Origin of the sequence: Rhodococcus sp. IEGM1339 (assembly GCF_050321925.1) — a bacterium.
In the GTDB taxonomy this organism is placed as follows: Bacteria; Actinomycetota; Actinomycetes; order Mycobacteriales; family Mycobacteriaceae; genus Rhodococcus; species Rhodococcus pyridinivorans.
In genome coordinates this window covers 20769-46599 of the sequence record NZ_JBNQFT010000013.1, presented here as the reverse complement: position 1 = coordinate 46599, position 25831 = coordinate 20769, and the positions used below count along the sequence as shown (strand labels likewise).

The window sequence follows — 25831 nt, the reverse complement described above, 5'->3', positions numbered from 1 at the left end:
CGCGGTGAGCACGCGGTGACATCTGGCTCACGCCGCCGTCACGACGATGTGAGATCAGACGTTCGGAGTCAGGCCTCCTGCTGCTGTGCCCACCACTCGAGCAGCGCGGCCTCGGCCTCGTCGCGCTCGAGCGGGCCGCGGTCGAGCCGCAGTTCCTTGAGGAAGTTCCACGCCTTGCCGACCGTCGGACCTGCGGAGATACCCAGCAGTTCCATGATCGCGTTGCCGTCGAGGTCGGGCCGGACCTTGGCGAGATCCTCCTCGGCGGCGATGCGCTCGATCCGTTCCTCGAGACCGTCGTAGGTGGCCTGCAGCGCGGCGGCCCGACGCTTGTTGCGGGTCGTGCAATCGGCGCGCACCAGCTTGTGGAGCTTCGGCAGCAGCGGCCCGGCGTCGTGCACGTAACGGCGCACGGCCGAATCCGTCCACTGTCCCCTGCCGTAGCCGTGGAAGCGCAGGTGCAGGAAGACCAGACGGCTGACGTCCTCGATCATCTGCTTCGAGTACTTGAGGGCGCGCATGCGCTTGCGCACGAGCTTCGCTCCGACCACCTCGTGGTGGTGGAAGCTGACGCCGCCCTGCGGCTCGTTGCGTTTGGTGTCGGGCTTGCCGATGTCGTGCAGCAGCGCGGCCCACCGCAGGACGAGATCGGGATCGCCGTCCTCGAGGTCGATGGCCTGCTTCAGGACGGTCAGCGAGTGCCAGTACACGTCCTTGTGCTGGTGGTGCTCGTCGATCTCGAGCTTCATCGCGGGGATCTCGGGGATCACCCGCTGCGCCAGACCGGTCTCGACCATCGTGTCGATGCCCTCGATCGGATAGTCGCCGAGGATCAGCTTGTCGAGCTCGGCCTGCACCCGCTCGGCGCTGATCCGCAGAATCTCGTCGGCCATCGAGACGATCGCGGTGTGCACGCGCTCGGTGAGGGCGAAGCCGAGCTGGGAGACGAACCGCGCCGCGCGCAGCATGCGCAGCGGATCGTCGTGGAAGGAGTCCTCGGGCTTCGCCGGGGTGTCGAGCACGCCGGCGAGCAGGGAGTCCATGCCGCCGAGCGGGTCGACGAACTCACCCGCACCGTCCGGTCCGATCCGCACGGCCATCGCGTTGACGGTGAAGTCGCGGCGCACGAGATCGTCCTCGAGACTCGTGCCGTACTTCACGATGGGGTGACGCGTGACACGGTCGTAGGCGTCGCTGCGGAAGGTGGTGATCTCGAGTTGCTCGAGTCCCTTCACCGCACTGATGGTCCCGAAGTCGATACCCGTGTCCCACTGGTGGTCGACGAATCCGCGCAGCAGCTCCTGCACGACCTCCGGACGCGCATCGGTGGTGAAGTCGAGGTCGGTGCCGAGGCGACCGAGCACCGCGTCGCGCACGCTGCCCCCGACGAGATACAGCTCGTGTCCGGCTTCGGCGAATCGCGCCCCCAGCGGAGCGAGGATGTCGGACAGATCGCGCAGAGTGGCCTCGGCTCCGGCGAGCAGCCGGGTACGACGGTCGGTGTCTGCGGTGGGGGAGTTCACGTCTTTGCACCTTACCGAGCAGCGCGTTCGTGTGGTTGAGCCGGGACCGACGTCGGTCCATCTACTATCTATGAGGTGTCGCCCGCCGAACGTGCCAACCGTAACCGCCGCAGCTCGCGGCGGCGTGGCGCGGGCGCAAAGAAGACCGCACACGGTGCTTCGCCCGGATCGTCCGCTTCGCCCGGACCTCGCATGCGGACCGTCCGCGAGACTTCCGCGGGAGGTCTGGTGGTCGACGGACTCGGTGGTCCGCCCGAGAAACTCTGCGCAGCCCTGATCGGCCGCACCGACCGGCGGGGACGCCTGCTGTGGTCGTTGCCGAAGGGCCACATCGAGCAGGGTGAGACCGCCGAGGAAACCGCGATGCGCGAGGTCCGCGAGGAGACCGGCGTGCGCAGTTCGGTGCTCGCCGAGCTGGGCAGCATCGATTACTGGTTCGTCACCGAGGGCCGCCGGGTCCACAAGACCGTGCACCACTATCTGCTGCGTTATCTCGGCGGAGAACTCTCCGACGCGGACGTCGAGGTCACCGAGGTGGCGTGGGTGCCGCTGCGCGAACTGCGGACCCGCCTGGCGTACGCCGACGAACGCAAGCTCGCCGACATCGCCGATCAGCTCATCGCCGAGATGGACCACACGCGACTCCCCGATGCCGACGAACCGGGGGCCCCACGCGGATGACGGTGGTGGTGTCCCGGGCGGGCGCCGCGGTGCTCGCCGTGCTCGTACTCGTCCTCACAACGGCAGGCGTGACGCCTCTTCTGCCGACGACTCTTCTCCCGACGGCCTCGGCGAATCCGGCCGCAGCCCAGACCGACCCCGACGAGCCGCGCTTCCTCGAGTTGAGTATCGACGAGGTGACGCCGCAGACGGTGACTCTCACGAGCGAGTCCGTCGTCACGGTCCGCGGCACGGTGGCGAACATCGGCGACCGGGACGTCGAGGACGTCTGGGTGCGGCTGCAGCGCGCACCGGTGGTCTCCGACTCCGCAGCGCTGCGCACCTCGCTGTCCCTCGACCAGGCCGGATTCGACACGGTCGGTGAGTTCGAGGAGGTCGCCGACCGGCTGGGGCAGGGCGAACGTGCCGACTTCGAACTCGAACTGCCGCTGCGCTCCGATCTCGTGCCGTCGCTCGACATCGACACTCCCGGCGTCTACCCGCTGCTGGTGAACGTCAACGGGGTCCCCGAATACGGCGGGGCGGCCCGGCTCGACGACGCACGCTTCCTGCTGCCCGTGCTCGCGGTTCCCGCGAGCGACGAGGTCACCGAGGAGACCGAAACCGGGAACGGCGGGTCGCGGGGCACGACCCGCTCGTCCGACGACGGCCGGCTCGACCGCGAGGAGAAGGCGTTCCCTGCCGTACCGCCCGACGTGTCCCGCCCCGCCGCGGTCACGATGCTGTGGCCACTGGCCGATCGGCCGAGGCTCGCCGCCGGCGTGGCCGGTTCCGGCACCGAGCCGGTACGCCTGGTCGACGACGACCTCGCGGCCTCGCTCACCGAGGGCGGGAGGCTCGACGGTCTGCTGCGCGCCGTCGAGGACACCGCCCGCACCGAACCCCGCGTCCTCGAGGGACTGTGCCTGGCCGTGGACCCGGACCTGCTCGTGACCGTCGCGAACATGACGCGCGATTATCTCGTCGTCGAGGATCCGAACGAACCGACCGGCGATGCGCGTCCGGGCTCGGGCACGGATGCCGCGGTCGCCTGGCTCGAGCGGTTGCGTGCCCTCGCGGCGACGACCTGCACGATGGCCGTGCCGTTCGCACAGGTCGACCTGACCGCGCTCGGCGACCTCGCCGACTCGTCCCTGACCGACTCCGCGCTCGAATCACCGGCGGCCATCGTCGACTCCATCCTCGGCGTCACCTCCACCCCGGGCGTGATGTGGCCCGACTCCGGCGTACTCACCGAGAAGACCGGATCGATGCTCGCCGCCGACGGCCCGGTGACCGCTCTGGTGTCCGACAACGCCCTCGAGGGCGGACGCGCCCTGCTCGCGGGCACGTCGTCGACGCCGTCCACCGCGCCGGGCGGCAACGGCTTCCGGATCTCCGGTGTCTCCGGCCTCACCGCCGCCCTGTTCGACTCGTCCGCGTCCGCGGCACTGGCCGGGATGGGCACCGACCCGCAGACGCCGTCCTTCGTCCCCTCCTCGGCGCGCTACGACCTCTCCCGCGATTCCTCGACGGCCCGCCTGCAGGACGCCCTCGGCGCGCTGGCCTGGCCGGCCATGGTGCCGACGGTCAGCGAGGTCACCGGGGCGGCACTGCCGGCCGCAGGCCGATCGGTGCTGTTCGCGCCGCCGCAGAACTGGTCGGCATCGCCCGACGACGCCGCCTCCGTGCTGTCGATGCTCTCCACGCTCGTCCGCTCGGGCCTGACCACGCCGCGACCGCTCGCCGCGCTCGTCGACGCGGCCGCGAACACCGCGAACGACCCGACGGCCTCGATGCTGGTCTATCCCGAGCAGGCGATCACCGACGGCGCCTCCGCGGCGGTCGTGTCCGAGGCCGAGGAACAGATCGGCCGCCTCGACGCGATCCAGACGGCGCTGGTCGAGGACCCGCAGGCCCAGCTCACCCCGCAGCAGTTCACCGCTCCGCTGCGCGAGGACCTGCTGCGCGCGATGAGCCTGGCCGGTCGTCGCGGTGCCGACGCCGACGGTGCCTACGCGACCGGCGAGCACCGCGCCTCCGAGGTGCGGGAGGCCGTCGACGACATCTACGACGCCGTGACGGTCATCTCGACCGGCGGTGTCTACACCCTGACGTCCGAACAGAGTCCGCTGCTGCTCACCGCGCGCAACGACCTGCCCGTGGGCATCACCGTGCGACTGCAGGTGGACGCGCCCGACACGGTGGACATCACCGATATCGGGCCGACCCAGCTCCCGCCGCGCGGCAGCCGCACCCTCACGGTGCCGGCTCAGATCAGCGACTCGCGGAACCTCCGGTTGGAGTTCGCACTCACCACCGACTCCGGCCTGCCTCTCGGCAGCTCGACGACGGTGACGGTACGTTCCAATGCGTACGGCCAGATCCTCGCCGTCGTCACGGGATGTGCGGGAGCCCTCCTGCTGTTCCTGGCGGGCAGGCGACTTCTGCACCGGTTCCGGGGAGAGCCGGATCCAGCCGACGAAGGGTATGAGAAATGACCGGGAACTCCACACGGGACGACGTGGAGACACACCCGAACCCGGGACCGTCGGACTCTCCCACCACCTCACCGGACGTCACGGGTGCCGGTGCGGGTCGCCGCAGGCCGCAGAGCCTGCTCGCGGCGACCGGCTCCATCGCCGTGGCGACCCTGGTCAGCCGCATCACCGGCTTCCTCAAGCAGCTGCTCATCCTGACCCTGCTCGGTGCGAGCGTCGCGTCGTCCTTCACTGTGGCGCACCAGATCCCCAACATGATCTCCGAGCTGGTGCTCGGCGCCGTCCTGACCTCGATCGTCGTGCCGGTGCTGGTGCGGGCCGAGCGGGAGGACCCCGACGGCGGTGAGGCCTTCGTCCGGCGACTGTTCACCGCGGCGCTGGTGCTGCTCGGCACGGCGACCGTTCTCGCGGTGGCCGCAGCCCCGGTCCTGACCACCCACGTCTTCCTCGACGAGTCCGGCAAGGTCTCGACGTCGCTGACCACAGCGCTGTCGTACCTGCTCCTGCCCGCGATCATGTTCTACGGGTTGTCGGGCCTGTTCACGGGCATCCTCAACACCCGGCAGGTGTTCAAGCCGGGCGCCTGGGCCCCGGTGTGCAACAACCTCGTGGTGCTCACCGTGCTGGTGATCTACTACCTGATGCCGGGCGAGATCACGCTCGATCCGGTGCGGATGAGCGATCCGAAACTGCTCGTCCTCGGCATCGGCGTGCTGCTCGGCGTCATCACGCAGGCGATGTGCCTGGTACCCGCGCTGCGCCGCGAAGGCATCAATCTCAGGCCGTTGTGGGGTCTCGACGACCGGCTCCGGCAGTTCGGTGGCATGGCCGCCGCGATCGTGCTGTACGTGCTGATCAGCCAGGCCGGGATGGTCTTCGCCACGCGTGTGTCGTCAGGCGCCGACGAGGCAGGTCCCGCGATCTACAACAACGCGTGGCTGCTGCTGCAGCTGCCCTACGGCGTCCTCGGGGTCACCGTGCTCACCGCGATCATGCCGCGCCTGAGTCGCAACGCCGCCGCGGACGACACCCCGGCCGTCGTCGACGACCTGTCCGTCGCGACCCGCCTCACCATGATCTCGCTCATCCCGATCGTCACCTTCCTGACGATCGCGGGTTCGCAGGTCGGCGCCGCGCTGTACGGCTACGGCAACTTCGGCGGCAGCAACGCCGAACGCCTCGGCCAGGCGGTGAGCTGGTCGGCGTTCACGCTCATCCCGTACGCGCTGGTGCTCATCCACCTGCGCGTGTTCTATGCCAGGGAACAGGCCTGGACCCCCACCTGGATCATCCTCGGCATCACCGCCGTCAAGATCGGCCTGTCCGCGCTGGCGCCCGTCGTCGCGGCGAACGACGAGCAGGTGGTGCTGCTCCTCGGCGCGGCCACGGGCGTCGCGTTCACCGTCGGAGCGTTCATCGGCGGCTATCTGCTGCACCGCACACTCGGCGACCTGCAGATGGCGAACGTCGGACGCACCGTCTGGCACGTCGTGCTCGCGTCGCTCGCCGCGGCGATTGTCGTGCTCGTCACCGACCGCCTCCTGCAACTCGACGTCCTTGCCGACCGCTTCGGGGGCATCGGCTCGCTCGTGCGGGTCGGGCTCAACGGTGTGCTCATGGTGCTCGTCGCGCTGGTCGGGATGTACCTGCTCAAGGTGCCCGAGATCCTCGCGATCGAAGCGGCCGTGCGACGGAAGGTCGCGGCACTGCGCGGCACCGCCCCGGTCGAGGAGGCCCCCTCCGAACCCGAGACCGGAACCACCTCCGACGAGGCACCGGCTCCCGCCCCCGTCCCGCGTCCGCGCTACGCCGAATCGGATGCCGAGAAGACCGTCATCCTGCCGCGTATCGACTACGGCGAGTACGGCGTCGGACCTTATGACGCCATCACAGAGGTCATGCCCGCCATCAGGGACGTGCCCGGTCGCAGCAATGCGCACGGACAACTCCCGTACCCTGATCAGCAGCAGGTACGGTCCGGGAGCCGTCGACCACGGTTCTTCGCGGCCCCCAGCGGCGACCCGCGTCTGCACACCGGAAGTGGACGAGTCGACAACGAAGGAGTGAGGGTGAGCGACGACCACGCTGCCGGCAAGTCCACCATCGATGCCGCCGCACGGCAGAAGTCTGCCGACAAGGACGGCAAGCGCCCGCCGCGCGATCCGAACCTCGACACGGGTGTCATCCCCGTCGGATCCCCGCAGCTCCCGCCGGTGCGTGTCGCGGGCCCGGCCTCCCAGCCGCGCCGTCCGATGCGCGGCCCCGATCTCATCGCCGGTGCCTCGGTCGCCGGTGGTCGCTACCGTCTGCTCGCCCCGCACGGAGGCGCGCGCGGTCTGCGTTTCTGGCAGGCACTCGACGTCAAGCTCGATCGCGAGGTCGCGCTGACCTTCGTCGACGCGGAACAGCGCGCGGCCGACGGCACCGGCCCCGACTCGCCGCAGGCCGTGCTCTCGCGCACCCTGCGCCTCGGTCGTATCAATTCGCCCGGACTCGCCCGCGTCCTCGACGTGGTGCGCGGCAGCTCGGGCGGCATCGTCATCTCGGAGTGGACTCCCGGCCGGTCGCTGAAGGAGATGTCCACCACCGAGCCGTCGCCGATCGGTGCGGCACGCGCGATCCGCGCGCTCGCGGCCGCCGCCGAGGCGGCGCACCGTGCGGGCAGCGCGCTGTCGATCGACCACCCGGATCGCATCCGCATCAGCGTGGCGGGTGACGCCGTGCTGGCCTTCCCCGCGACCTTCTCCGATTCCGACGCGATGTCCGACGTGCGCGGTCTCGGCGCGAGCCTGTACGGACTCATCACCGGACGGTGGCCGCTCGGTGAGCCATCGGCTCCGGGCGGCGTTCCCGTCCCGCACCACAGCGGTGCCACCGTCGGCGGAATGCCGGAGCCCGACCGCAAGGACGGTGTGCCGGTGGAGCCGCGCGTCCTGCGTCCCGATGTGCCGTTCGAGATCTCGGCGGTCGCGGTGCGTGCCCTGTCCGAGGACGGCGGTATCCGGACCGCCGCGACCGTGCAGCACATCCTCGACCAGGCGTCGGTCGTCGATCAGAAGACCGAGATGATCCCGGCACTGCGGATCGGGCAGCGCGCTGCCGCCGCGGAGACGCATGCACTCGCGGATCCCGAAGCGCTGGAACAGAAGAAGAAACATTCGCAGCGGATGCTCATCGCCCTGGCCGCGCTCGGTGCCACGACAGTGCTGTTGCTCGCGCTCATCGGATGGTGGATCGCGAACCTGCTCGCCGGCGATGCCAACGATGCTCCGCTGACGAGTCAGGAGTTCGGTCTGACTCCCACTGCCGAGGCACCCGCCGAGGAGGGGGCGGGCGACGAGCAGGTCGAGGCCGCGCCGCCGCGACCGGCGGCGAGCGCTCCGGTCTCCGCGACCTCCGTGTCGGTGTTCTCGCCTCAGGGCACACCCGATTCGCCCGCCACCGCGTCGCAGGCGATCGACGGTGATCCGTCCACCTCGTGGAGCACCGATGCCTACTTCGATCCGTTCCCGTCGCTGAAGAACGGTGTCGGACTTCTGTTCACGCTCGCCGACGCGTCGGAACTGTCCGCGGTGAAGGTCACCACCGACACGCCGGGCACGGTCGTCGAGGTGCGCAGCGCACCGTCCGAGTCGACGTCGCTCGATCAGACGCAGGTGATCGGTTCGGGCACACTGGCTTCCGGTGAGACCACGATCCCGGTCGAGGCGGACGGCCAGACTTCGCACGTGCTGGTGTGGATCACCGATCTGAGCTCGAGCGGCGGAAGCAACAAGAGTTCCCTCTCCGAAGTGGAATTCGAAGCCGCACGCTGACCGCGGACAGCCGGGCGGAATCGTCCGGATCGGCTACCATCCGCGCGTGCGAATTTTCGGGGGGATCGCAAAAATCGCCGTGCCCGACGGGGGTGTCGACGACAGCGGAAGCGTGTCGGACGGGGTGGCGTCCGATGGAGCAGTGTCGGATGCCGAGCTGCTCGCAGCACACATCGCAGGCGATCGGCATGCCTTCTCCGCCTTGCTGGCACGACATCACGACCATCTGTGGCAGGTCGCGCGGCGGACGAGTTACTCGAACGAGGACGCGGCCGACGCGCTGCAGGAGGCACTGCTCTCGGCGCACCGGAGGGCTTCGGGTTTCCGGGAGGACGCCGCGGTCCGCAGCTGGTTGCATTCGATCGTCGTCAACGCGTGCCTCGATCGCATCCGCCGCAATCGTGTCCGCGTGACCGTCCCACTGTTCGAGGACGATTCGCACGACCTGCGTACCCCGCGCGATCCCATCCACGACACCGAGATCGCACTCGACATCGAATCCGCCCTGTTCGCACTGCCACCCGACCAGCGGGCAGCCGTCGTCGCGGTGGATGTGGAAGGTTTCTCCGTCCGGGAGGCGGCGCAACGTCTCGGTGTTCCGGAGGGAACGGTCAAGAGCCGCTGTGCCCGCGCGCGGAGCCGGCTCGCAGTTCTTCTCGACGACCTTCGCTCCGAGGGGAACCGATCGTGATCCTCCTCCGTCTTACTCTGGTGAGGGATGCCGAACCGCGGAGGAGAGTCGCGCATGAACGAGGACGAGATGCGTCCGTCGAACTCCGCCGAGATGCGCCCGCCGTACTCCGCGGAGTTGCTCGCCGATCTGCATGCCGGGGTGCTCGACGAGGAGCTCGCCGCCCGGTTGTGGCCGCGCGTGCGCCGCGATCCCGGGGCCGTCGTGTATCTGGCGCGGCTCGACGCGACGCAGGCGCGGTTGTCGGCCCTGCGCGGCGCTCCACCGAAAGAATCGATTCCGCCCGAGATCGCCGCGCGTATCGGTGCCGCGCTCGCGGAGGATCGATCCGACGACCGGTCCGATGTCCGGTCCACACCGTCCCGCATCGCACGGCGTCGCCGGTGGGCGGTGGCCGGTGCCGCGGTCGCGGCTGCAGTGGCGGTGTTGCTCGTGGTGGTCGTGCGCGAAACGGCTTTCGGTAGCGACGACCCGACCGGTGTTCCCGTCGCGGCAGCGGAAGACGAGGCCCTGTTCGAACCCTCCACCCTGCGGGCGATGATCGGCGACACCGATCCCGGTCTCCTCGGTGGAGCCGATCGTCTCCGAGAATGCTTGGACGCGAACGGTTTCGAAGGCCGGTCACCGATCGGTTCACGCGCGGTGCGGTACGCCGGCGACGATGCCGTCCTCGTCCTGTTGAGCGGACCGGACGCACCGGCGCTTACCGCTCTGGTGGTCGGAACCGACTGCGACGCAGATGATCCCGCGATATTGGTCCGCAAGACGATCGGCTGACCTTTCGGCGCTCGGGTCCGGCGCTCGGGTCCGGCGCTACGCCACGGTCGACAACAGTTCCAGGATCCGCGCGCGCAGCGCGGGTGTGTCGTCCTCCGCGGCGATGAGGCCGGCGAACAACGCCGACCCCGCTGCCATCACGAGCACGGCCTTGGCGTCGATCTCGACGTCCGAGCCGTCGCCGTCGGCGAACAGGGCGGTGCTGGGGCCGCTGAACGTGCGCCAGAGCGTGTTGCGGAGGTCGTCGTGGTCCCGCAGTGCCGAGAGAAGCCCCGGGAGCGCAGCGCGGACCTCCGGCCGGGAGAACAATTCGATGCTCCCGGTGACCACCCATTCGATCCAGCCCTTGCGATCGATGCCGTCGTAGGGCGTCAGATCGGGTGCGGAACCGAGCAGTGCGTCGAGCACCAGGTGGGCCTTGGTCGGCCACCGACGCGTGAGTGCGGCGCGGCCGACGCCGGCGCGGGCGGCGACCGCCCGCAGGCTCAGCCCGTCCCAGCCGTGGGAGCGGAGCATCTCGCGGGTGGCGGTGAAGACGTCGTTGTCTATTCGGGGGTCGCGGGGGCGCCCCGGAGCGGTGCTGGGCATGGGATCCGTGATGTCGGGACCGAGTGGGAATCGATCTGGCGCGGAGTGTGACGAGCGTTATAGTCGAAGCGCAATTACGATACCACTGGCATCGAAAGTAGGGGCATGTCTTCGCCGCGACCCACCGTGTTCGAACCGGCCCGACTCGGGCCGCTCACCCTCCGCAACCGCATCGTCAAGGCGGCAACCTTCGAAGGGGTCATGCCTCGAGGAGCCGTCAGCGACGAACTCGTCGAATTCCACGCCGAGGTCGCCCGCGGCGGCACCGCCCTCACGACCGTCGCCTACTGCTCGGTCTCCCACGACGGCCGCGTCCACCGCGACACCCTCGTGCTCGACGCCGACTCCGTCCCCGGCCTGACCCGGCTCACCGACGCCGTGCACGCCGCCGGGGGTCTGGCCTCCGCGCAGATCGGCCACGCCGGACTCGTCGCCAACCAGATCTCCAACAAGATGAAGACGCTCGCGCCGTCCACGCGCATCAGCGCCCCCGCCATGGGGCTCGTCCGCGGCGCGACACTCGAGCAGCTCGATCGGGTGGTCGAGGACTACGCACGCGCCGCGCGCTTCGCCGTCGAGGCCGGATTCGACGCCGTCGAGGTCCACCTCGGGCACAACTACCTGCTCAGCTCCTTCATGAGCCCGAATCTCAACAAGCGCTCCGACAAGTACGGCGGCAGCATCGAGGGCCGTACCGCCTTCCCGCGTCGCGTGCTCGAGGCCGTCCGCACGGCGGTGGGGGAGGGGGTGGCCGTCATCGCGAAGTTCAACATGACCGACGGCGTGCCCCGGGGTCTGTGGCTCGACGAGTCCCTGCCCATGGCCAAGCTCATCGAGTCCGACGGCACCATCCATGCCATGCAGCTCACCGGCGGGAGCTCGCTGTTGAACGGGATGTACTTCTTCCGCGGCGACGTCCCCATGAAGGAGTTCCAGGCGTCGCAGCCGAAGGTCGTCGGCTGGGGACTGAAGGTCTACGGGCCGAAGATCTTCCCGAAGCTCCCGTTCGAGGAGGCATTCTTCCTGCCCATGGCCCGGCAGTTCCGCGAGGAACTGAAGATCCCGCTGATCCTGCTCGGCGGCATCAACCGGCTCGACACTATCGAGACGGCGCTCGACGAAGGCTTCGAGTTCGTCGCCATGGGCCGCGCGCTGCTGCGTGATCCGCATCTCGTCCGCAAGTTCGAGGAGAAGACGGCACACGAAGGTCTGTGTATCCACTGCAACAAGTGCATGCCGACCATCTATACGGGCACGCGTTGCGTGATCCGCGAGACGCTGCGGGACGTGCCCGGCGCGGCCTGAGACCGTACCGGTTCGCATCGAGGGCGGGCCGGTCGGGCGACCGGCCGGTCCGTACAGGGCGTCTGTGGCGGGACGCACGGCGGAAGGGGAACAACACCGTTTACCCTGGTGTTGACAGTATCTGTAGGCTGCCGTCCGGTTCCGGCCGGATCGCCCGCAGTCCTCGCGCCCCCGTTCACCCAACCGGAAGGCTCCGCCGCATGACGACCTCGCCCACGATTCACGACCTCATCATCGTCGGTTCGGGACCGGCCGGATACACCGCCGCCATCTACGCGGCCCGCGCCGAACTCACCCCGCTCGTCTTCGAGGGAACGCAGTTCGGTGGCGAGCTCATGACCACCACCGAGGTCGAGAACTTCCCGGGCTTCAAGGACGGGATCATGGGCCCGGAGCTCATGGACCAGATGCGTGAGCAGGCACTGCGTTTCGGCGCCGATCTGCGCACCGAGGACGTCGACGAGATGGACCTCACGGGCCCGGTCAAGACGGTCGTCGCCAATGGCGAGACCTACCGCAGCCACGCCGTCATCCTCGCGATGGGCGCCGAGCCGCGTTACCTCGGTGTGCCCGGGGAGTCGCAGCTGCTCGGCCGCGGCGTTTCCGCCTGCGCGACCTGCGACGGCTTCTTCTTCCGCGACCAGGACATCGCCGTCGTCGGCGGTGGCGACTCCGCGATGGAGGAGGCGACCTTCCTGACGCGCTTCGCGCGCAGCGTCACCCTCATCCACCGCCGCGAGGAGTTCCGCGCCTCGAAGATCATGCTCGAGCGCGCCCGCGCCAACGAGAAGATCCGCTTCGTCACCAACGCGAAGGTCGCCGAGGTGCAGGGCGAGAACAGCGTCACCAACCTCGTCCTCGAGGACACCGTCACCGGCGAGCGCAGCGACCTTCCGGTCACCGGCTTGTTCGTCGCCGTCGGCCACGACCCGCGCAGCTCGCTCGTCAAGGGTCAGGTCGACCTCGACGACGAGGGCTACGTGAAGGTCTCGGCGCCGTCCACCGCGACCTCCGTGCCGGGTGTCTTCGCCGCGGGCGACCTCGTCGACCACACGTACCGCCAGGCGATCACCGCCGCCGGCACCGGATGCTCGGCGTCCATCGACGCGGAGCGGTGGCTCGTCGCGAACCGCGAGGTCGAGGCGCCGACGCTCGCCGAGGCCTGATCCACCACCCCGTTCCACATTCCACCCCGAGATTCAGGAGACATCCGTGGCCGACAAGAACACCGTCACCATCACCGACTCGTCGTTCGTCGAGGACGTACTGCAGTCCGAGAAGCCCGTCCTCGTCGACTTCTGGGCCACTTGGTGCGGTCCGTGCAAGATGGTCGCTCCGGTTCTCGAGGAGATCGCGGCCGAACACGGCGACAAGCTGACCGTCGCCAAGCTCGACATCGACGCCAATCCGTCGGCCGCACGCGACTACCAGGTCATGTCGATTCCCACGATGATCCTCTTCTCCGGTGGCAAGCCGACGAAGACGATCGTGGGGGCCAAGGGCAAGGCGGCGTTGCTTCGGGATCTCGCGGACGTCCTGTAGTACCGTCCCAGGATCAACCTCTCGGATGTGCCCGTGAGCCCGTCTTCACGGGCACATCCTTCATCCCACTCCCGTTCGATGCTGCCCAGCCCTCACGCCGGGCACCGATCCTGTCAGCACGGAAAGGCCCGATACATGCGCCCTCTTCGTCACGGCGACCACGGTCCGGCGGTCGCCGAGATCCGGAGCACCTTGGCCGGCCTGGGCTTCCTGCACAACGAGCCCGAGGAGTCGGGCGACTGGATGGGATCGGACGTCCCCTTCGATCGTGAACTCGACGGAGCCGTGCGCGCGTTCCAGCAGCAGCGCGGTCTGCTCGTCGACGGGACCGTAGGCCCCGCGACCTACCGTTCCTTGAAGGAAGCGTCGTACAAGCTCGGTGCGCGCACCCTGATGTATCAGCTCTCCGCTCCGCTTTACGGCGACGATGTCGCGGCCCTGCAGACCCGTCTGCAGGATCTCGGCTTCTACGTCGACCGCGTGGACGGCTACTTCGGGCCGAAGACCCACGAGGGTCTGTGCTCCTTTCAGCGCGAGATCGGACTCGCCTCCGACGGCATCTGCGGTGCCGAGACACTGCGCTCGCTCGAACTGCTCGGCACGCGCGTGTCGGGCGGGTCGCCCCACGCGATCTCCGAGGAGGAGATCGTGCGCCGCTCCGGTCCTCAGCTCAGCGGCAAGCGCATCGTCATCGACCCGGGTCTCGGCGGTAACACCCACGGCATCATCGTGCCGAGCCCTCACGGCCCGATCTCCGAGGCCGACATCCTGTGGGATCTCGCGCGTCGGCTCGAGGGCCGGATGGCGGCGACGGGCATGGAGACCTTCCTGTCGCGGCCGTACCACGTGAATCCGACCGACGTCGAACGCGCGGGCACGTCCAACGCGTTCGGTGCCGACCTCATGATCTCGCTGCGGTGCGACGCGAGCCACAGCCCCGCCGCGAACGGCATCGCGAGCTTCCACTACGGCAACTCGCACGGGTCCGAGTCGATGATCGGACAGGTGCTCTCCGGTTACATCCAGCGCGAGATCGTCGCCCGCACGAGCCTGCAGGACTGCCGCAGCCACGGCCGTACCTGGGATCTGCTGCGCCTGACGAACATGCCGACGGTGCAGATCGATCTCGGTTACCTCACCAACGAGCAGGACGCCGCGCTGCTCGCCGATCCGCGCAGCCGCGACATCATCGCCGAGGCGATCCTCATCGCGGTGAAGCGGCTGTACCTGCTCGGCCAGGACGACCAGCCGACCGGCACGTACACCTTCGCCGAGTTGCTTGCCGAAGAGTTGTCCATCTCCGACAGTCGCTAGCAGGCCCGTAGACGAGAAAAGGACCGCCCCGCAGAGTCTGCGGGGCGGTCCTTCTTCGTCGGTGTCCGGTGTACGTCAGTGGGCGCCGACGGCCGAACCTGCGGTCAGATCCGCGACGGTGAGAGAGGACTCCTCGAGGAGCCGATCGAGGGCGGCCTCCACGGCGAACTTCCACTCGTGGTCGCGGTCGAGCTCGAGACGCAGTCGCGGGTAGCGGTAGTGCGGGGCGACGACCTCGAAGCCCATGTCCTCGAGGAAGTCTGCGTCGATCATGCACTCCGTGTCGGAGCACCCGAGTGCGGCCGTCGCGTACGGCACATCGCTCGCTTCTACGTCGGCGGTACGTCGGATCCCGAAGGCCTCGATGGCACGGACGTTACGACGGACGAGATCGGCGACGACACCGCGGATGAGGTCGGCTCCGATATCCGGCTCGTCCGCGTGCGGTTCGGTCCGCATGGATGTCAGCAGGATCGCGTCGGCGCTGACGGGCGCGGTAGGGAAGGCCTGCGCGCGGGGAACCATGCCCGGCGGAGCGTAGAGCGCGCACCCGGCGGCCTTGTCGCCGATCGTCGCGATCTGGCCGCACGACCCCCATTCGAGAAGGACCATGGACAGCCATGCTTCCTTCTCGAATTCGGGGTCGGCGAATTGCTGAACGTCGGGCGATGAGGTGGGATCCAGCTCCCAGAAAACGCACCGTCGCGCATGAGCAGGCAACTGCTCGATCCCACTCAACGTGAGCGGTGATACTCGGGTCGACACGGGATAGCTCGCCTCCACGTCTTTCGTCTACAGACTGTTGTCTTGCTCCGACGAGGAGTCAAGAAAGGTCGGTCTGAGACTCCATCATCTTCACGATGCGTTCGAGGTCGTCGACCGAACCGAACTCCACCACGATCTTGCCCTTGCGCTTGCCGAGGCTCACGGTCACGCGCGTGTCGAAGGAGTTCGACAGACGCTCCGCGACGTCCTGCAGCCCCGGCATCTGGATGGGCTTCCGACGCTTCTGCTGCGGAGCGTCGGGGGTGTCGTTGCGGTTGGCGAGCACGACGGCTTCTTCCGTCGCCCGCACGGACAGGCCCTCGGCGACGATGCGTGCGGCGAGTGCCTCCTGAGCGTCGGCACCGGCCTCCAGCGCCAACAAGGCACGCGCGTGCCCGGCCGACAGCACTCCGGCCGCCACGCGTCGTTGCACCGCGACCGGCAATCTGAGCAGCCGGATCATGTTCGTGATGACCGGCCGCGACCGTCCGAGCCGACTCGCGAGTTCCTCGTGGGTGACCTCGAACTCCTCGAGCAACTGCTGATAGGCCGCGGCCTCTTCGAGGGGGTTGAGCTGCACCCGGTGGATGTTCTCGAGCAGCGCGTCGCGCAACAGCGATTCGTCCTCGGTGTCGCGGACGATCGCGGGGATCGTGCCGAGGCCTGCCTCCTGGACGGCACGCCAGCGACGCTCACCCATCACGAGCTGGAATCGGTCGCCTTCGAGACGGCGGACCACGACCGGCTGCATGAGCCCGAACTCGCGGACGGAGTGGACGAGCTCGGCGAGCGCTTCCTCGTCGAAGACCTGCCGCGGCTGCTTCGGGTTGGGCTCGATCCGGTCGATCGGGATCTCGAGGTACACCGCTCCGGTGGGGGAGGGGAGGGGTTCGCTTTCGGATGCCGCTTCGGACGCCCGTGCCGCGTCGTCCTCGACAGGCTCCGCCGGGGACGCGGGCGCCGGCGTTCTGCCGTCGCCGATGATGAGATCGGCGGCTGCCATACCCAGACCCGATGACGGGAGGTTCAGGACCGACGAGCCGGGGCGACGCGACGCAGCCGACTTGGACTGTCCGCCCGAAGCAGGCTTCGACGGTTCACCCGCGGCCGGTGCGGACTTGGCCGGCGCAGGAACGGCCGGAGCAGCGGTATTGGTGGGAGCGGTGGCCGTGGGGGCGGCGGCAGTGGAACTCGGGGCGGCCGTGGGCTTCTGCTCTGCATCCACCGGGGGCCCGGTGGGGATGAGCGCTGCCAGACCTCGACCGAGCCCGCCTTTACGTGTCGCGCTCATCCGTTCCCCTGATTCTCGTGTACCCCGCGTGCCGCCAACTCGCGCCCGGCGTCGAGGTAGCTCATCGCGCCGCGCGATCCAGGATCGTAGTCGAGAACGGTCATCCCGTAACCGGGAGCTTCGGAAACCTTCACGCTGCGGGGAATGACCGAACGCAGCACCGCGCTGCCGAAGTGCGCACGCACCTCTGCGGCGACCTGATCGGCCAGCTTGGTGCGACCGTCGTACATCGTCAGGAGGACGGTGGAGACGTGCAGTTCGGGGTTGAGGTGCGACTGGACGAGCTCGATGTTGCGCAGGAGCTGCCCGACACCTTCGAGTGCGTAGTACTCGCATTGGATGGGTATGAGAACTTCCTTCGCCGCGACGAGCGCGTTGACCGTGAGCAGACCGAGCGACGGCGGGCAGTCGATGATCACGTAGTCGAACTCGCGGTCGCCTAGCGCCTCCTTGGTGAGGGCGTTCCGGAGGCGGTTCTCGCGCGCGACCATCGAGACGAGTTCGATCTCGGCACCGGCAAGATCGATCGTGGCGGGGATACAGAAGAGGCGTTCGTTGTGCGGGCTCTGCTGCACGGCCTCGGCGGCATTGATCTCGCCGAGGAGGATCTCGTAGCTCGAGGGCACACCGGAATAGTGCGGCACGCCCAGGGCGGTGCTCGCGTTGCCCTGCGGATCGAGGTCGACCACGAGGACCGACAATCCTTGCACGGCGAGCGCGGAGGCGATGTTCACCGCCGTGGTGGTCTTACCGACCCCGCCCTTCTGATTGGCGATCGTGAAGACGCGACGCTCGCGCGGCTTGGGCAGTGCGTTGGCATCGCTCGGATGCAGGACCTGGGTGGCGCGATGAGCAGCCGCGCCGATCGGGGTGTCGACGGTGGAGAAACCGTCGAAGGGTACGGGGGAGAAGTCGTCCTCGGCGCCTCCGGTTTCACGTGAAACAGCGGATTCAGATCCACCCGTCATAGAACACTCCTTACACGTAGATCCGCTCGGTTCGCACGCTACATCCTCGTCGCTTCCCGGTCGCGACTTCGAAGACCGGGTCGAGGCGCCGAAGGGAGAATGCGAGTCCCGGGCCCGGAGCTGTCCCCGGCCTTCCGACCACGCGCACGCATTCTCAGTTGGTTCAGTATCCCATCCGCATTCTAGGTTCCGTCGGCGACATGGCCGGGTGACGTTTCACGTGAAACGGAGAGCGGAGTTGTTTCACGTGAAACAGGCGGAGGAGCGGCTCGGTGGTTTCACGTGAAACAATCCCGACCCATACGAGTGGGCTCGAGAACCGCGAACACCCAGACTGAAATGCTCTGGTCCGCAATGCTATTCACATTAGCGAGTTTCAATCGTAGTGCACAGGAAGATAATTCGTTTGATAAACACATTTCAGGGAATCTGAAACATCACAGTGACGAAACGTCATGGGGTGATCGGGTCTGGTGTGACAACGTCCGAAACAACCGTTTTGCGCCGGTAATGTACTCGAGTAGATTCCTCGAGTCGGAAAGAATGTCTCGGAAACGGCAACACCCTCCCGACCCGGTAGGGGAGGGGAGGGTGTCGGGGCGATCGTCGTGCCAGGCGATTCGCTCAGCGCTTCTTGCGACGCCGCGCCGGCCGCGGAATCCGCTCGGCCTTCACGACGATCGTGGGTGTCGGAAGGAGATTGCCTCCGCACTCGAGCACCTCGAGATTGCCGGCACCGAGGCGAGCGAGTTCGTCGTGATCGCGGTCGATCTCTTCTCGAGCGGACGAACCCTTCAACGCCAGCATCCGGCCTCCCTCGTGGACGAGGGGGAGCGACCACTTGGCGAGCTTGGCGAGAGGTGCGACGGCACGGGAAGTCACGACGTCTGCGCCGCCCACCTCCTGGAGGACGCTCGGCTGCTCAGCACGGCCACGGACCACGGACCACGAGAATGTTCTCGATCCCGTGGGATTCGACGAACTCCGCCAGATAGACGGTGCGGCGCAGAAGCGGCTCGACGAGCGTGACCTGGAGGTCGGGACGGGCAAGTGCGAGAGGAATACCCGGCAGACCGGCACCGCTGCCCACGTCGACGACTGTCTCACCCTCCTGGATGAGTTCGCCCACCACGGCGCAGTTGAGAATGTGTCGTTCCCACAGGCGCGGCACCTCACGCGGCCCGATGAGCCCCCTCTCGACACCTGCCGTCGACAACGAATGGTGGTACCGCTCGGCAAGTTCGGTCCGATCCCCGAAGACCCGCTGCGCGACCGCCGACAGTTCCGCCTCGTGCTGTTCCACGTGAAACATCCTTTCCTGTCGGCTCACCCGAAACAACATCGGGACCCACAGCATCAGTTACGAAAAGGCGAAGAGGGACCCTGACGACGCAGAGTCCCTCTTCGGTCGGCACGGCCGACTCAATCCTTGACGATCACCACACGGCGGTGCGGTTCCGCACCCTCGCTCTCGCTGGACACACCGTCGATCTTCGCGACGGCGTCGTGCACGATCTTGCGCTCGAACGGCGTCATCGGCTCGAGCTCTTCGCGCTTGCTGGTCTCGAGCACGCGCTTCGCGGCCGACGCGCCGAGCGATGAGAGCTCGGCACGCTTGCCTGCACGCCACCCGGCGATGTCGAGCATGAGCTTGCTGCGCTCGCCGGTCGCCTGCTGCACGGCGAGACGGGTGAGCTCCTGCAGAGCGTCGAGAACCTCACCGTTGCGACCCACCAGCTTGGTCAGATCCTTACCGCCGTCGATGCTCACGACCGCGCGGTCGCCCTCGACGTCGAGGTCGATGTCACCGTCGAAATCGAGAACGTCGAGCAACTGCTCCAGGTAGTCGCCGGCGATCTCGCCTTCTTCGATGAGGTAGTCGTCATCGAGATCGGCGTCCGCCGCAGTGTCGCGCTCCTCGGGTGCCACCGCGAGGTCCTCTTCCACCTTGTCCAGGTCACTGGCCATATTCAGCTCTCTTCTACTTCGGTCAGCGCCGCTTGCGCTTGGAGTTCTTGGGTCGGCTACCCGGCTTGGGAGCGGACGCACCGGACTTCGAAGCCGCAGGGGAGCCGTCGCCGGCCGCGGCGTCCTTCTGCAGCGACACCTCGCCGGTCTCGTCGACCGTGGCATCGACGGTGTCGGACGCTGCGGCCGAGCCCTTCTTCTTGGACTTGTCGGGGCGAGCACCCGGCTTCGGTGCGTTCTCGTTCCGGCGGGCCAGAGCCGCAGCCTTCTTCTCCTCTTCCTCCTTGTCGATACGGCGGAAGACGAGGTGCTGCTGTCCGTAGGTCCAGATGTTGTTGCTGACCCAGTAGATGATGACGGCGATCGGCAGGAACGGACCACCGACGAGCACACCGAGTGGGAAGACGTACAGGGCCAGCTTGTTCATGATCGCGGCCTGCGGGTTCGCGGCGGCCTGCGCGCTCTGGCGGGAGACCGAGGCACGAGCGTTGAAGTGCGTGGCGACGCCGGCGACGATCATGAGCGGCACCGCGACGGCGGCAATTTGCCAGCGCGTCGGAATGCCGCCGAAAGGCTCGAACGCCTCGAGCGACGCCATCGGCTGCGTGATCCACGACGAAATCGGAGCACCGAACAGGCGGGCGCTCAGGAACGACTGGACGTCCTCCGGGCTGAACGCATAGTTGCCGATCTGCGCGTTCTCCTCCGGAGTCAGCCCGAGCTGGCCGAAGCCGGTACCCGTGCGGTTGAACGAGCGCAGCACGTGGAACAAGCCGATGAAGACCGGGACCTGCAGCAGAACGGGCAGACAGCCCATCAACGGATTGAAGCCGTGCTCCTTCTGGAGCTTCTGCATCTCGAGTGCCTGGCGCTGCCGGTCCTTGGCGTACTTCTTCTGAAGTGCCTTGATCTGCGGCTGCAGCTCCTGCATCTGGCGGGTCGTGCGAACCTGCTTGACGAAAGGCTTGTAGAGAATCGCGCGCAGGGTGAACACGAGGAACACCACCGACAACGCCCAGGTCCAACCGCTGTCCGGTCCTAGGAACGGGATCGCGGCGAAGACTTTGTGCCAGACCCAGAGGATCCAGGACACGGGATAGTAGATGAAGTCGAGCACGGCTCTATGTACTCCTCTGGTCGTCCATGATCGCCACGAAGAGGCGTCGGTCTCGGGTCTCGGCTCCGGTCAGGTACCCACTGGGGACGACCGATGTTTCCGTTCGGGTACCGGATCCCACCCACCAGGGTGCCAGGGGCCACACTTGAGCAGTCTCACCGATGCCAGGACCGCACCGACGACGACACCCCGCGTGCGCAGCGCCTCCACGGCGTACTCGCTACAAGTCGGGGTGAATCGACAGGTCGGCATCCGTGTGGGCGACACATAGGTGCGATAGAGCTCGATACAGAAGATCAATGCCCGGGCCGGGGCGGACCGCAGGGACCGCCACCACGACCTCCGCTCGGGCTCGGTCATGCGCGAGCACTCCCATGCGAGGCGGAAGCACCGGCGTCGAGCAGTCCGAGGCGGGTGAGACCCGACCGCACCTGCTTGTCGAGCTCACGGGAATCCGCGATGGCAGCGCCGGGTAGTGCGCGCAGCACGATGTCGGTCTCGGAGGGCAGAGCCTCGACGAGACCTGCACAGATATGACGAAGCCGGCGTGCGACTCGATGTCGAATCACCGCCGGCCCGACAGCCTTGCTCACGACCAGTCCGAAACGCGGACCGCCGACACTCACCAAGGACTCGGTGCGATCGCGTTCGAGAACGTGAACGACCAGATCCCGCCGCCCCTGACGACGCCCTCGGCGGACGGTATCCGAGAAATCCGAGTGGCGCCGCAGTCGATACGGCTCAGGTAGCACCCCGAGCTCCCGTTAGGGAATCAGGCGGTGAGAGAAGCGCGGCCCTTACGGCGACGCGCCGAAACGATCGCGCGACCCGCACGGGTGCGCATCCGGAGACGGAAGCCGTGAACGCGCGCGCGGCGTCGGTTGTTCGGCTGGAACGTCCGCTTGCCCTTGGCCACGGTCGACACTCCTCGATAATTCTGCGACGGCGCGGCAAGCACCGTCGTCCAACGTGTACGTGAATTCGCAGGATTCGTATTGCTCGACTCGAGCCGGACGAACCCGTCACCTCGGTATGAGTGACTGTTCGAGGCTACTCGGACGCGGGCGCGAAATCAAACCGCGACGAACAGCGTCGATCAACGCGACACGCCGGACCTGTTCGGCAAAAACTACTCGCCGAGAAGGTATGTGATCCGGAGCACAGCTCGGGTACGCTTTGCGCCATGTCTTCGACGGCGCATCGCGACTACCTGTGCAGTCCCGCGTCTCGCTCCGTTCGACGACGATGTGCCGGCCGGTGACGGCCTGCTGCCCCGCGCCTCTTCGGGCGTCGTCGCGCAGCTTCTCCGGGCGCGTTCACCGAACACGGAGTCGGACCGCGTCGCACCGTGTGTCACACTGATCCCCGCAGACCGCCCGGGCCCACGAGCCCCGCCGAGCGAATACACACCTCCCATCCACACATCCACCGGGTGATTCCCCCGGTTGTCCACACCTGTGGATAATCGTGTGGAAAACCGGGGACCAAAGGGAGGGAAGCTGCGTGAGCGACGAGCCGAACGCGCTGGCCGATGTGTGGACGGACGTCGTATCCGAGCTGACCATCGACGACGAAATGCTGACGAAGAGCCAGAAGGCATGGCTCGCGCTGGTAAAACCGATCACGCTCGCACAGGGATTCGCGCTGCTCTCGGTGCCGTCCACCCTCGCCCAGCAATCGATCGAACGCGATCTGCGCGAACCCATCCTCCGCACCCTCAACCGGCACCTCGGTCACCGGGTCGAGGGTCTCGGTGTGCGTGTCGAACCGCGGGAACGCATGGACGACCCCGCCGAGGATCCCTACGCCGAACCCCGCGACACGCTGCCCCTCGAGGGTCTGCCGGAAGATGCACAGCCTGTGAATCCGCGCACGGCAGAGCCCCGCAGCCGTGACCCGCGCACGGCAGAGCCCCGCAGCCGTGACCCGCGCACGGCAGAGCCCCGCAGCCGTGACCCGCGCACGGCAGAGCCCCGCAGCCGTGATCTGCGTCGCGACCCTCCGATGCCCCGGGATGTCGCCGGCGCGCGGGACGGGGCTGGGGCCAGGGACGGCGTCGGGCCGATGGACGGGGGATTCACCCGGGACGGCATGCTTCCCGGTGAGGGTGCGGCCTATCGGCGACGCCTGATCTCCTCGCGCGAGCACGACATGCTCGAGGCCGACCACGGCGAACTCGAGGAGGTCGACGACGACCGGGAGGCGATGACCGCCGTCCGCGAGTCGTGGCCGTCCTATTTCACCCAGCCCCCGCCGCCCGAGACGCCGCCTATCGGCAGCAGCAGCCTCAACGCGAAGTACACCTTCGACACCTTCGTGATCGGTGCGTCGAACCGGTTCGCGCACGCCGCGGCGGTGGCCATCGCCGAGGCACCGGCGCGCGCCTACAACCCCCTGTTCATCTGGGGCGCCTCGGGCCTGGGGAAGACCCATCTGCTGCACGCCGCCGGCCACTATGCACAGCGCCTCTTCCCTGGCATGCGGGTGAAGTACGTCTCCACCGAGGAGTTCACCAACGACTTCATCAACAGCCTCCGCGACGACCGCAAGGTCGCGTTCAAGCGGCGCTACCGCGAGACCGACATCCTCCTCGTCGACGATATCCAGTTCATCGAGGGCAAGGAAGGCATCCAGGAGGAGTTCTTCCACACTTTCAACACCCTCCACAACGCCAACAAGCAGATCGTCGTCTCGTCCGACCGGCCGCCCAAGCAGCTCGCGACGCTCGAGGAACGACTGCGGACCCGGTTCGAGTGGGGACTGATCACCGACGTCCAGCCTCCCGAACTCGAGACGCGCATCGCGATCCTGTCGAAGAAGGCGCGCATGGACGGTCTGAACGTGCCGCACGACGTGCTCGAGCTGATCGCGAGCCGGATCGAACGCAATATCCGCGAACTCGAGGGTGCCCTGATCCGTGTGACGGCCTTCGCGTCGCTCAACAGGCAGCCGCTCGATCTCACCCTCGCCGAGGTTGTGCTGCGTGATCTGATGCCGGATTCCTCGGCTCTCGAGATCAATGCCGCCACGATCATGGCTGTGACCGCGGAGTACTTCGGGACGTCGATAGACGACCTGTGCGGGCCCGGAAAGGCACGGCCGCTGGCGCAGGCCCGCCAGATCGCGATGTATCTGTGCCGCGAGCTCACCGACCTGTCGCTGCCGAAGATCGGGCAGACCTTCGGTCGCGACCACACCACAGTCATGTACGCGGACAAGAAGATTCGCAAGGAGATGACCGAGCGTCGCAAGGTCTACGACCAGGTGCAGGAGCTCACCGCGCGTATCAAACAGCGGTCCAAGCGCTGATTCCTCGAACCTCGGGTTTCCATCCACAGGGAGCGTCCACAGGGCGCTCCCTGTCCCGTATCTCGAGAAATTTCCGGTCCCCACACCTGTGGACAAGGGTGTGCAGAACGTGGGATCTTTGTGGACGAACGGTGGACAAAGAATGAACAGTCTCGAGGAATCCACATTCATCCTCGAGAACTCCTCGAGTTCATCCTCGAGTTCGACGCCCTCGAGAACGTTGCCCCACCAGCCTAGACGGTCGTTCGTCCACAGATTCCACAGGCCCTATTACTACTTCTGTGAGTTCTCTTCAGAAATCTTCTTTCAAAACAGGTGTGTGGAGAGCGTCGGTCCACAGGCCCTCGAATGAGGCTCACGCCTCGAGCCCCCCGGCTTTCCAAGCAGCGAGGGAAGGCATAACGTGGACCCGCATCCCCCGGCTCCGCTCTCATCGGTATCGGGGTTCTGTGACAGACTTCGTAGACTTGTCGAGACCACGATCGAAGGGATCCACCGGGCGATGGAGCTGGGAAGTATGAAGTTTCGTGTGCCTCGCGAGGACTTCGCTGATTCCGTTGCATGGGTTGCCCGAAGCCTTCCGTCGCGACCCCCCGTTCCCGTCCTGGGCGGTGTCCTGCTCGGAGCGGACGAACGCGGGCTGACGGTCTCGGGCTTCGATTACGAGGTATCCGCGCAGGTCCACGTCTCGGCCGAGGTCATCACCCCCGGTCAGGTGCTGGTGTCCGGCAAGCTGCTCGCCGACATCACCCGCGCGTTGCCCCACAAGCCTGTGGATGTCGTCCTCGACGGCACCCGTGTGCTCATCACGTGCGGTAGCGCCAAGTTCTCGCTCCCCACCATGCCTGTGGAGGACTACCCGCAGCTGCCCGCGCTCCCGCAGCAGACCGGTGCACTCTCCGGCGATCTGTTCGCCGAGGCCATCAGCCAGGTCGCCGTCGCCGCCGGCAAGGACGACACGCTTCCCATGCTCACGGGCATCCGAGTCGAGATCGAGGGCACCGACATGGTCCTCGCTGCCACCGACCGTTTCCGTCTCGCAGTGCGCAAGCTCGAGTGGATGCCCACCGCGGAGTCCACCAGCTCGGCCGTGCTCGTGCCCGCAAAGACCCTCTCCGAGGCCGCGAAAACTGTTGGCGGGTCGTCCAACTCCCCGGTCCAGCTCGCGCTCGGCAGCGGGTCGTCGGTGGGCGCCGAGGGCCTGCTCGGCATCGTCGCCGAAGGTCGCCGCACCACCACGCGCCTGCTCGACGCCGAATTCCCCAAGTTCCGCCAGTTGCTCCCCAACGAGCACACCGCGATGGCGACCGTCGAAATCGCACCGTTGGTCGACGCGATCAAGCGTGTCGCGCTGGTCGCCGAGCGCGGTGCGCAGGTCCGACTCGAGTTCACCGAGGGCAGCGTGATGCTGTCCGCCGGTGGCGACGACGCCGGCCGCGCCGAGGAATCGCATCCCGCGGAGTTCTTCGGTGAGCCGCTGATCATCGCGTTCAACCCCGGCTACCTGCTCGACGGTCTGACGTCGCTGCACACCGACAAGGTCTCGTTCGGGTTCACCACTTCGAGTCGTCCGGCCGTGCTGCGGCCGGCGCTCGACGAGGAGCCCGTGCCGGATTCCTCGGGTACGTTCGCCGCTCCGGACAGCGATTACACCTATCTTCTGATGCCGGTGCGCCTGCCGGGCTGACCGGCCCCGA

Annotated in this window: 21 protein-coding genes and 1 pseudogene; 11 read left to right on the top strand and 11 right to left on the bottom strand. The window is 67.5% G+C overall.

Annotation, left to right across the window (positions count from 1 at the left end; genetic code table 11):
• Positions 1-68: 68 nt before the first annotated feature.
• Positions 69-1523: a CCA tRNA nucleotidyltransferase gene (locus ACQR3U_RS13610; protein WP_006550891.1), complete on the bottom strand. Its 1455-nt coding sequence runs from the start codon at positions 1521-1523 to the stop codon at positions 69-71.
• Between the two features lie 75 nt (positions 1524-1598).
• Between ACQR3U_RS13610 and ACQR3U_RS13605 the strand changes: the two genes are divergently transcribed.
• The 5 genes from ACQR3U_RS13605 (at position 1599) to ACQR3U_RS13585 (ending at position 9967) form a co-directional block, all read left to right on the top strand.
• Positions 1599-2204 carry an NUDIX hydrolase gene (locus ACQR3U_RS13605; RefSeq protein WP_033098068.1) on the top strand — a complete coding sequence of 202 codons (606 nt, stop codon included), beginning with the start codon at positions 1599-1601 and terminating at the stop codon, positions 2202-2204.
• Complete coding sequence (locus tag ACQR3U_RS13600) at positions 2201-4684, top strand: DUF6049 family protein (RefSeq protein ID WP_033098069.1); 2484 nt, start codon at positions 2201-2203, stop codon at positions 4682-4684. Before ACQR3U_RS13605 ends, ACQR3U_RS13600 begins: the two co-directional genes overlap by 4 nt.
• Positions 4681-8499: a murein biosynthesis integral membrane protein MurJ gene (murJ, locus tag ACQR3U_RS13595; RefSeq protein WP_230810683.1), complete on the top strand. Its 3819-nt coding sequence runs from the start codon at positions 4681-4683 to the stop codon at positions 8497-8499. Before ACQR3U_RS13600 ends, murJ begins: the two co-directional genes overlap by 4 nt.
• Positions 8500-8641: 142 nt before the next feature.
• Positions 8642-9190 carry an RNA polymerase sigma factor SigM gene (gene sigM / locus ACQR3U_RS13590; RefSeq protein ID WP_033098127.1) on the top strand — a complete coding sequence of 183 codons (549 nt, stop codon included), beginning with the start codon at positions 8642-8644 and terminating at the stop codon, positions 9188-9190.
• Positions 9191-9244: 54 nt separating this feature from the next.
• A complete protein-coding gene (locus ACQR3U_RS13585; RefSeq protein ID WP_019290481.1) occupies positions 9245-9967 on the top strand; it encodes a hypothetical protein in 723 nt (240 codons plus the stop codon).
• A gap of 36 nt (positions 9968-10003) precedes the next feature.
• On the opposite strand, the gene ACQR3U_RS13580 is transcribed toward ACQR3U_RS13585, so the two are convergent.
• Positions 10004-10555, bottom strand: coding sequence for a TetR family transcriptional regulator (locus ACQR3U_RS13580; protein WP_230810682.1), 552 nt, complete (start codon positions 10553-10555; stop codon positions 10004-10006).
• 105 nt (positions 10556-10660) lie between these two features.
• On the opposite strand from ACQR3U_RS13580, the gene ACQR3U_RS13575 reads away from it, so the two are divergent.
• From ACQR3U_RS13575 to ACQR3U_RS13560, 4 genes are all read left to right on the top strand, one after another.
• Complete coding sequence (locus ACQR3U_RS13575; protein WP_230810681.1) at positions 10661-11860, top strand: NADH:flavin oxidoreductase; 1200 nt, start codon at positions 10661-10663, stop codon at positions 11858-11860.
• Between the two features lie 200 nt (positions 11861-12060).
• The gene (trxB, locus tag ACQR3U_RS13570) at positions 12061-13026 is read left to right on the top strand and encodes a thioredoxin-disulfide reductase (protein ID WP_006550899.1); all 966 of its coding nucleotides are present in this window, start codon (positions 12061-12063) and stop codon (positions 13024-13026) included.
• Between the two features lie 46 nt (positions 13027-13072).
• Complete coding sequence (gene trxA / locus ACQR3U_RS13565; protein WP_006550900.1) at positions 13073-13402, top strand: thioredoxin; 330 nt, start codon at positions 13073-13075, stop codon at positions 13400-13402.
• A gap of 135 nt (positions 13403-13537) precedes the next feature.
• Entirely contained in the window at positions 13538-14716 is a 1179-nt protein-coding gene (locus ACQR3U_RS13560) for an N-acetylmuramoyl-L-alanine amidase (RefSeq protein WP_024102537.1), read from the top strand.
• Positions 14717-14791: 75 nt separating this feature from the next.
• Here the strand turns inward: ACQR3U_RS13560 and ACQR3U_RS13555 are convergent, their stop codons facing one another.
• The 9 genes and pseudogenes from ACQR3U_RS13555 to rpmH all read right to left on the bottom strand — a co-directional run bounded on the left by ACQR3U_RS13555 (position 14792) and on the right by rpmH (position 21741).
• Positions 14792-15481, bottom strand: coding sequence for a GNAT family N-acetyltransferase (locus ACQR3U_RS13555; RefSeq protein WP_230810680.1), 690 nt, complete (start codon positions 15479-15481; stop codon positions 14792-14794).
• 58 nt (positions 15482-15539) lie between these two features.
• On the bottom strand, positions 15540-16772 hold the full coding sequence (locus tag ACQR3U_RS13550; protein WP_230810679.1) for a ParB/RepB/Spo0J family partition protein: 1233 nt from the start codon (positions 16770-16772) through the stop codon (positions 15540-15542).
• Positions 16769-17740, bottom strand: a complete 972-nt coding sequence (locus tag ACQR3U_RS13545; RefSeq protein WP_006550904.1) for a ParA family protein — start codon at positions 17738-17740, stop codon at positions 16769-16771. The genes ACQR3U_RS13550 and ACQR3U_RS13545 overlap by 4 nt, the downstream gene beginning before the upstream one ends.
• Positions 17741-18364: 624 nt before the next feature.
• Positions 18365-19052, bottom strand: a pseudogene (gene rsmG, locus ACQR3U_RS13540) (16S rRNA (guanine(527)-N(7))-methyltransferase RsmG).
• Positions 19053-19162: 110 nt separating this feature from the next.
• Positions 19163-19708, bottom strand: coding sequence for a protein jag (locus tag ACQR3U_RS13535; RefSeq protein ID WP_006550906.1), 546 nt, complete (start codon positions 19706-19708; stop codon positions 19163-19165).
• Between the two features lie 22 nt (positions 19709-19730).
• Positions 19731-20825 carry a membrane protein insertase YidC gene (yidC, locus tag ACQR3U_RS13530; protein ID WP_230810678.1) on the bottom strand — a complete coding sequence of 365 codons (1095 nt, stop codon included), beginning with the start codon at positions 20823-20825 and terminating at the stop codon, positions 19731-19733.
• Between the two features lie 69 nt (positions 20826-20894).
• Positions 20895-21185, bottom strand: coding sequence for a membrane protein insertion efficiency factor YidD (gene yidD, locus ACQR3U_RS13525; RefSeq protein ID WP_006550908.1), 291 nt, complete (start codon positions 21183-21185; stop codon positions 20895-20897).
• Complete coding sequence (gene rnpA, locus ACQR3U_RS13520; protein WP_024102541.1) at positions 21182-21577, bottom strand: ribonuclease P protein component; 396 nt, start codon at positions 21575-21577, stop codon at positions 21182-21184. Before rnpA ends, yidD begins: the two co-directional genes overlap by 4 nt.
• A 20-nt stretch (positions 21578-21597) precedes the next feature.
• Positions 21598-21741, bottom strand: a complete 144-nt coding sequence (rpmH, locus tag ACQR3U_RS13515; protein WP_006550910.1) for a 50S ribosomal protein L34 — start codon at positions 21739-21741, stop codon at positions 21598-21600.
• Positions 21742-22328: 587 nt separating this feature from the next.
• On the opposite strand from rpmH, the gene dnaA reads away from it, so the two are divergent.
• Positions 22329-24134: a chromosomal replication initiator protein DnaA gene (gene dnaA, locus ACQR3U_RS13510; protein ID WP_428692126.1), complete on the top strand. Its 1806-nt coding sequence runs from the start codon at positions 22329-22331 to the stop codon at positions 24132-24134.
• 502 nt (positions 24135-24636) lie between these two features.
• Positions 24637-25821, top strand: a complete 1185-nt coding sequence (dnaN, locus tag ACQR3U_RS13505; RefSeq protein WP_024102543.1) for a DNA polymerase III subunit beta — start codon at positions 24637-24639, stop codon at positions 25819-25821.
• The last annotated feature ends 10 nt before the right edge of the window (positions 25822-25831 follow it).

Coding starts and splice junctions, on each gene's coding strand:
- ACQR3U_RS13600 (WP_033098069.1), top strand. CDS start 2,201: ATGACGGTGGTGGTGTCCCGGGCGGGCGCCGCGGTGCTCGCCGTGCTC.
- murJ (WP_230810683.1), top strand. CDS start 4,681: ATGACCGGGAACTCCACACGGGACGACGTGGAGACACACCCGAACCCG.
- ACQR3U_RS13585 (WP_019290481.1), top strand. CDS start 9,245: ATGAACGAGGACGAGATGCGTCCGTCGAACTCCGCCGAGATGCGCCCG.
- ACQR3U_RS13580 (WP_230810682.1), bottom strand. CDS start 10,555: ATGCCCAGCACCGCTCCGGGGCGCCCCCGCGACCCCCGAATAGACAAC.
- ACQR3U_RS13575 (WP_230810681.1), top strand. CDS start 10,661: ATGTCTTCGCCGCGACCCACCGTGTTCGAACCGGCCCGACTCGGGCCG.
- trxB (WP_006550899.1), top strand. CDS start 12,061: ATGACGACCTCGCCCACGATTCACGACCTCATCATCGTCGGTTCGGGA.
- ACQR3U_RS13560 (WP_024102537.1), top strand. CDS start 13,538: ATGCGCCCTCTTCGTCACGGCGACCACGGTCCGGCGGTCGCCGAGATC.
- ACQR3U_RS13550 (WP_230810679.1), bottom strand. CDS start 16,772: ATGAGCGCGACACGTAAAGGCGGGCTCGGTCGAGGTCTGGCAGCGCTC.
- ACQR3U_RS13545 (WP_006550904.1), bottom strand. CDS start 17,740: ATGACGGGTGGATCTGAATCCGCTGTTTCACGTGAAACCGGAGGCGCC.
- ACQR3U_RS13535 (WP_006550906.1), bottom strand. CDS start 19,708: ATGGCCAGTGACCTGGACAAGGTGGAAGAGGACCTCGCGGTGGCACCC.
- yidD (WP_006550908.1), bottom strand. CDS start 21,185: ATGACCGAGCCCGAGCGGAGGTCGTGGTGGCGGTCCCTGCGGTCCGCC.
- dnaN (WP_024102543.1), top strand. CDS start 24,637: ATGGAGCTGGGAAGTATGAAGTTTCGTGTGCCTCGCGAGGACTTCGCT.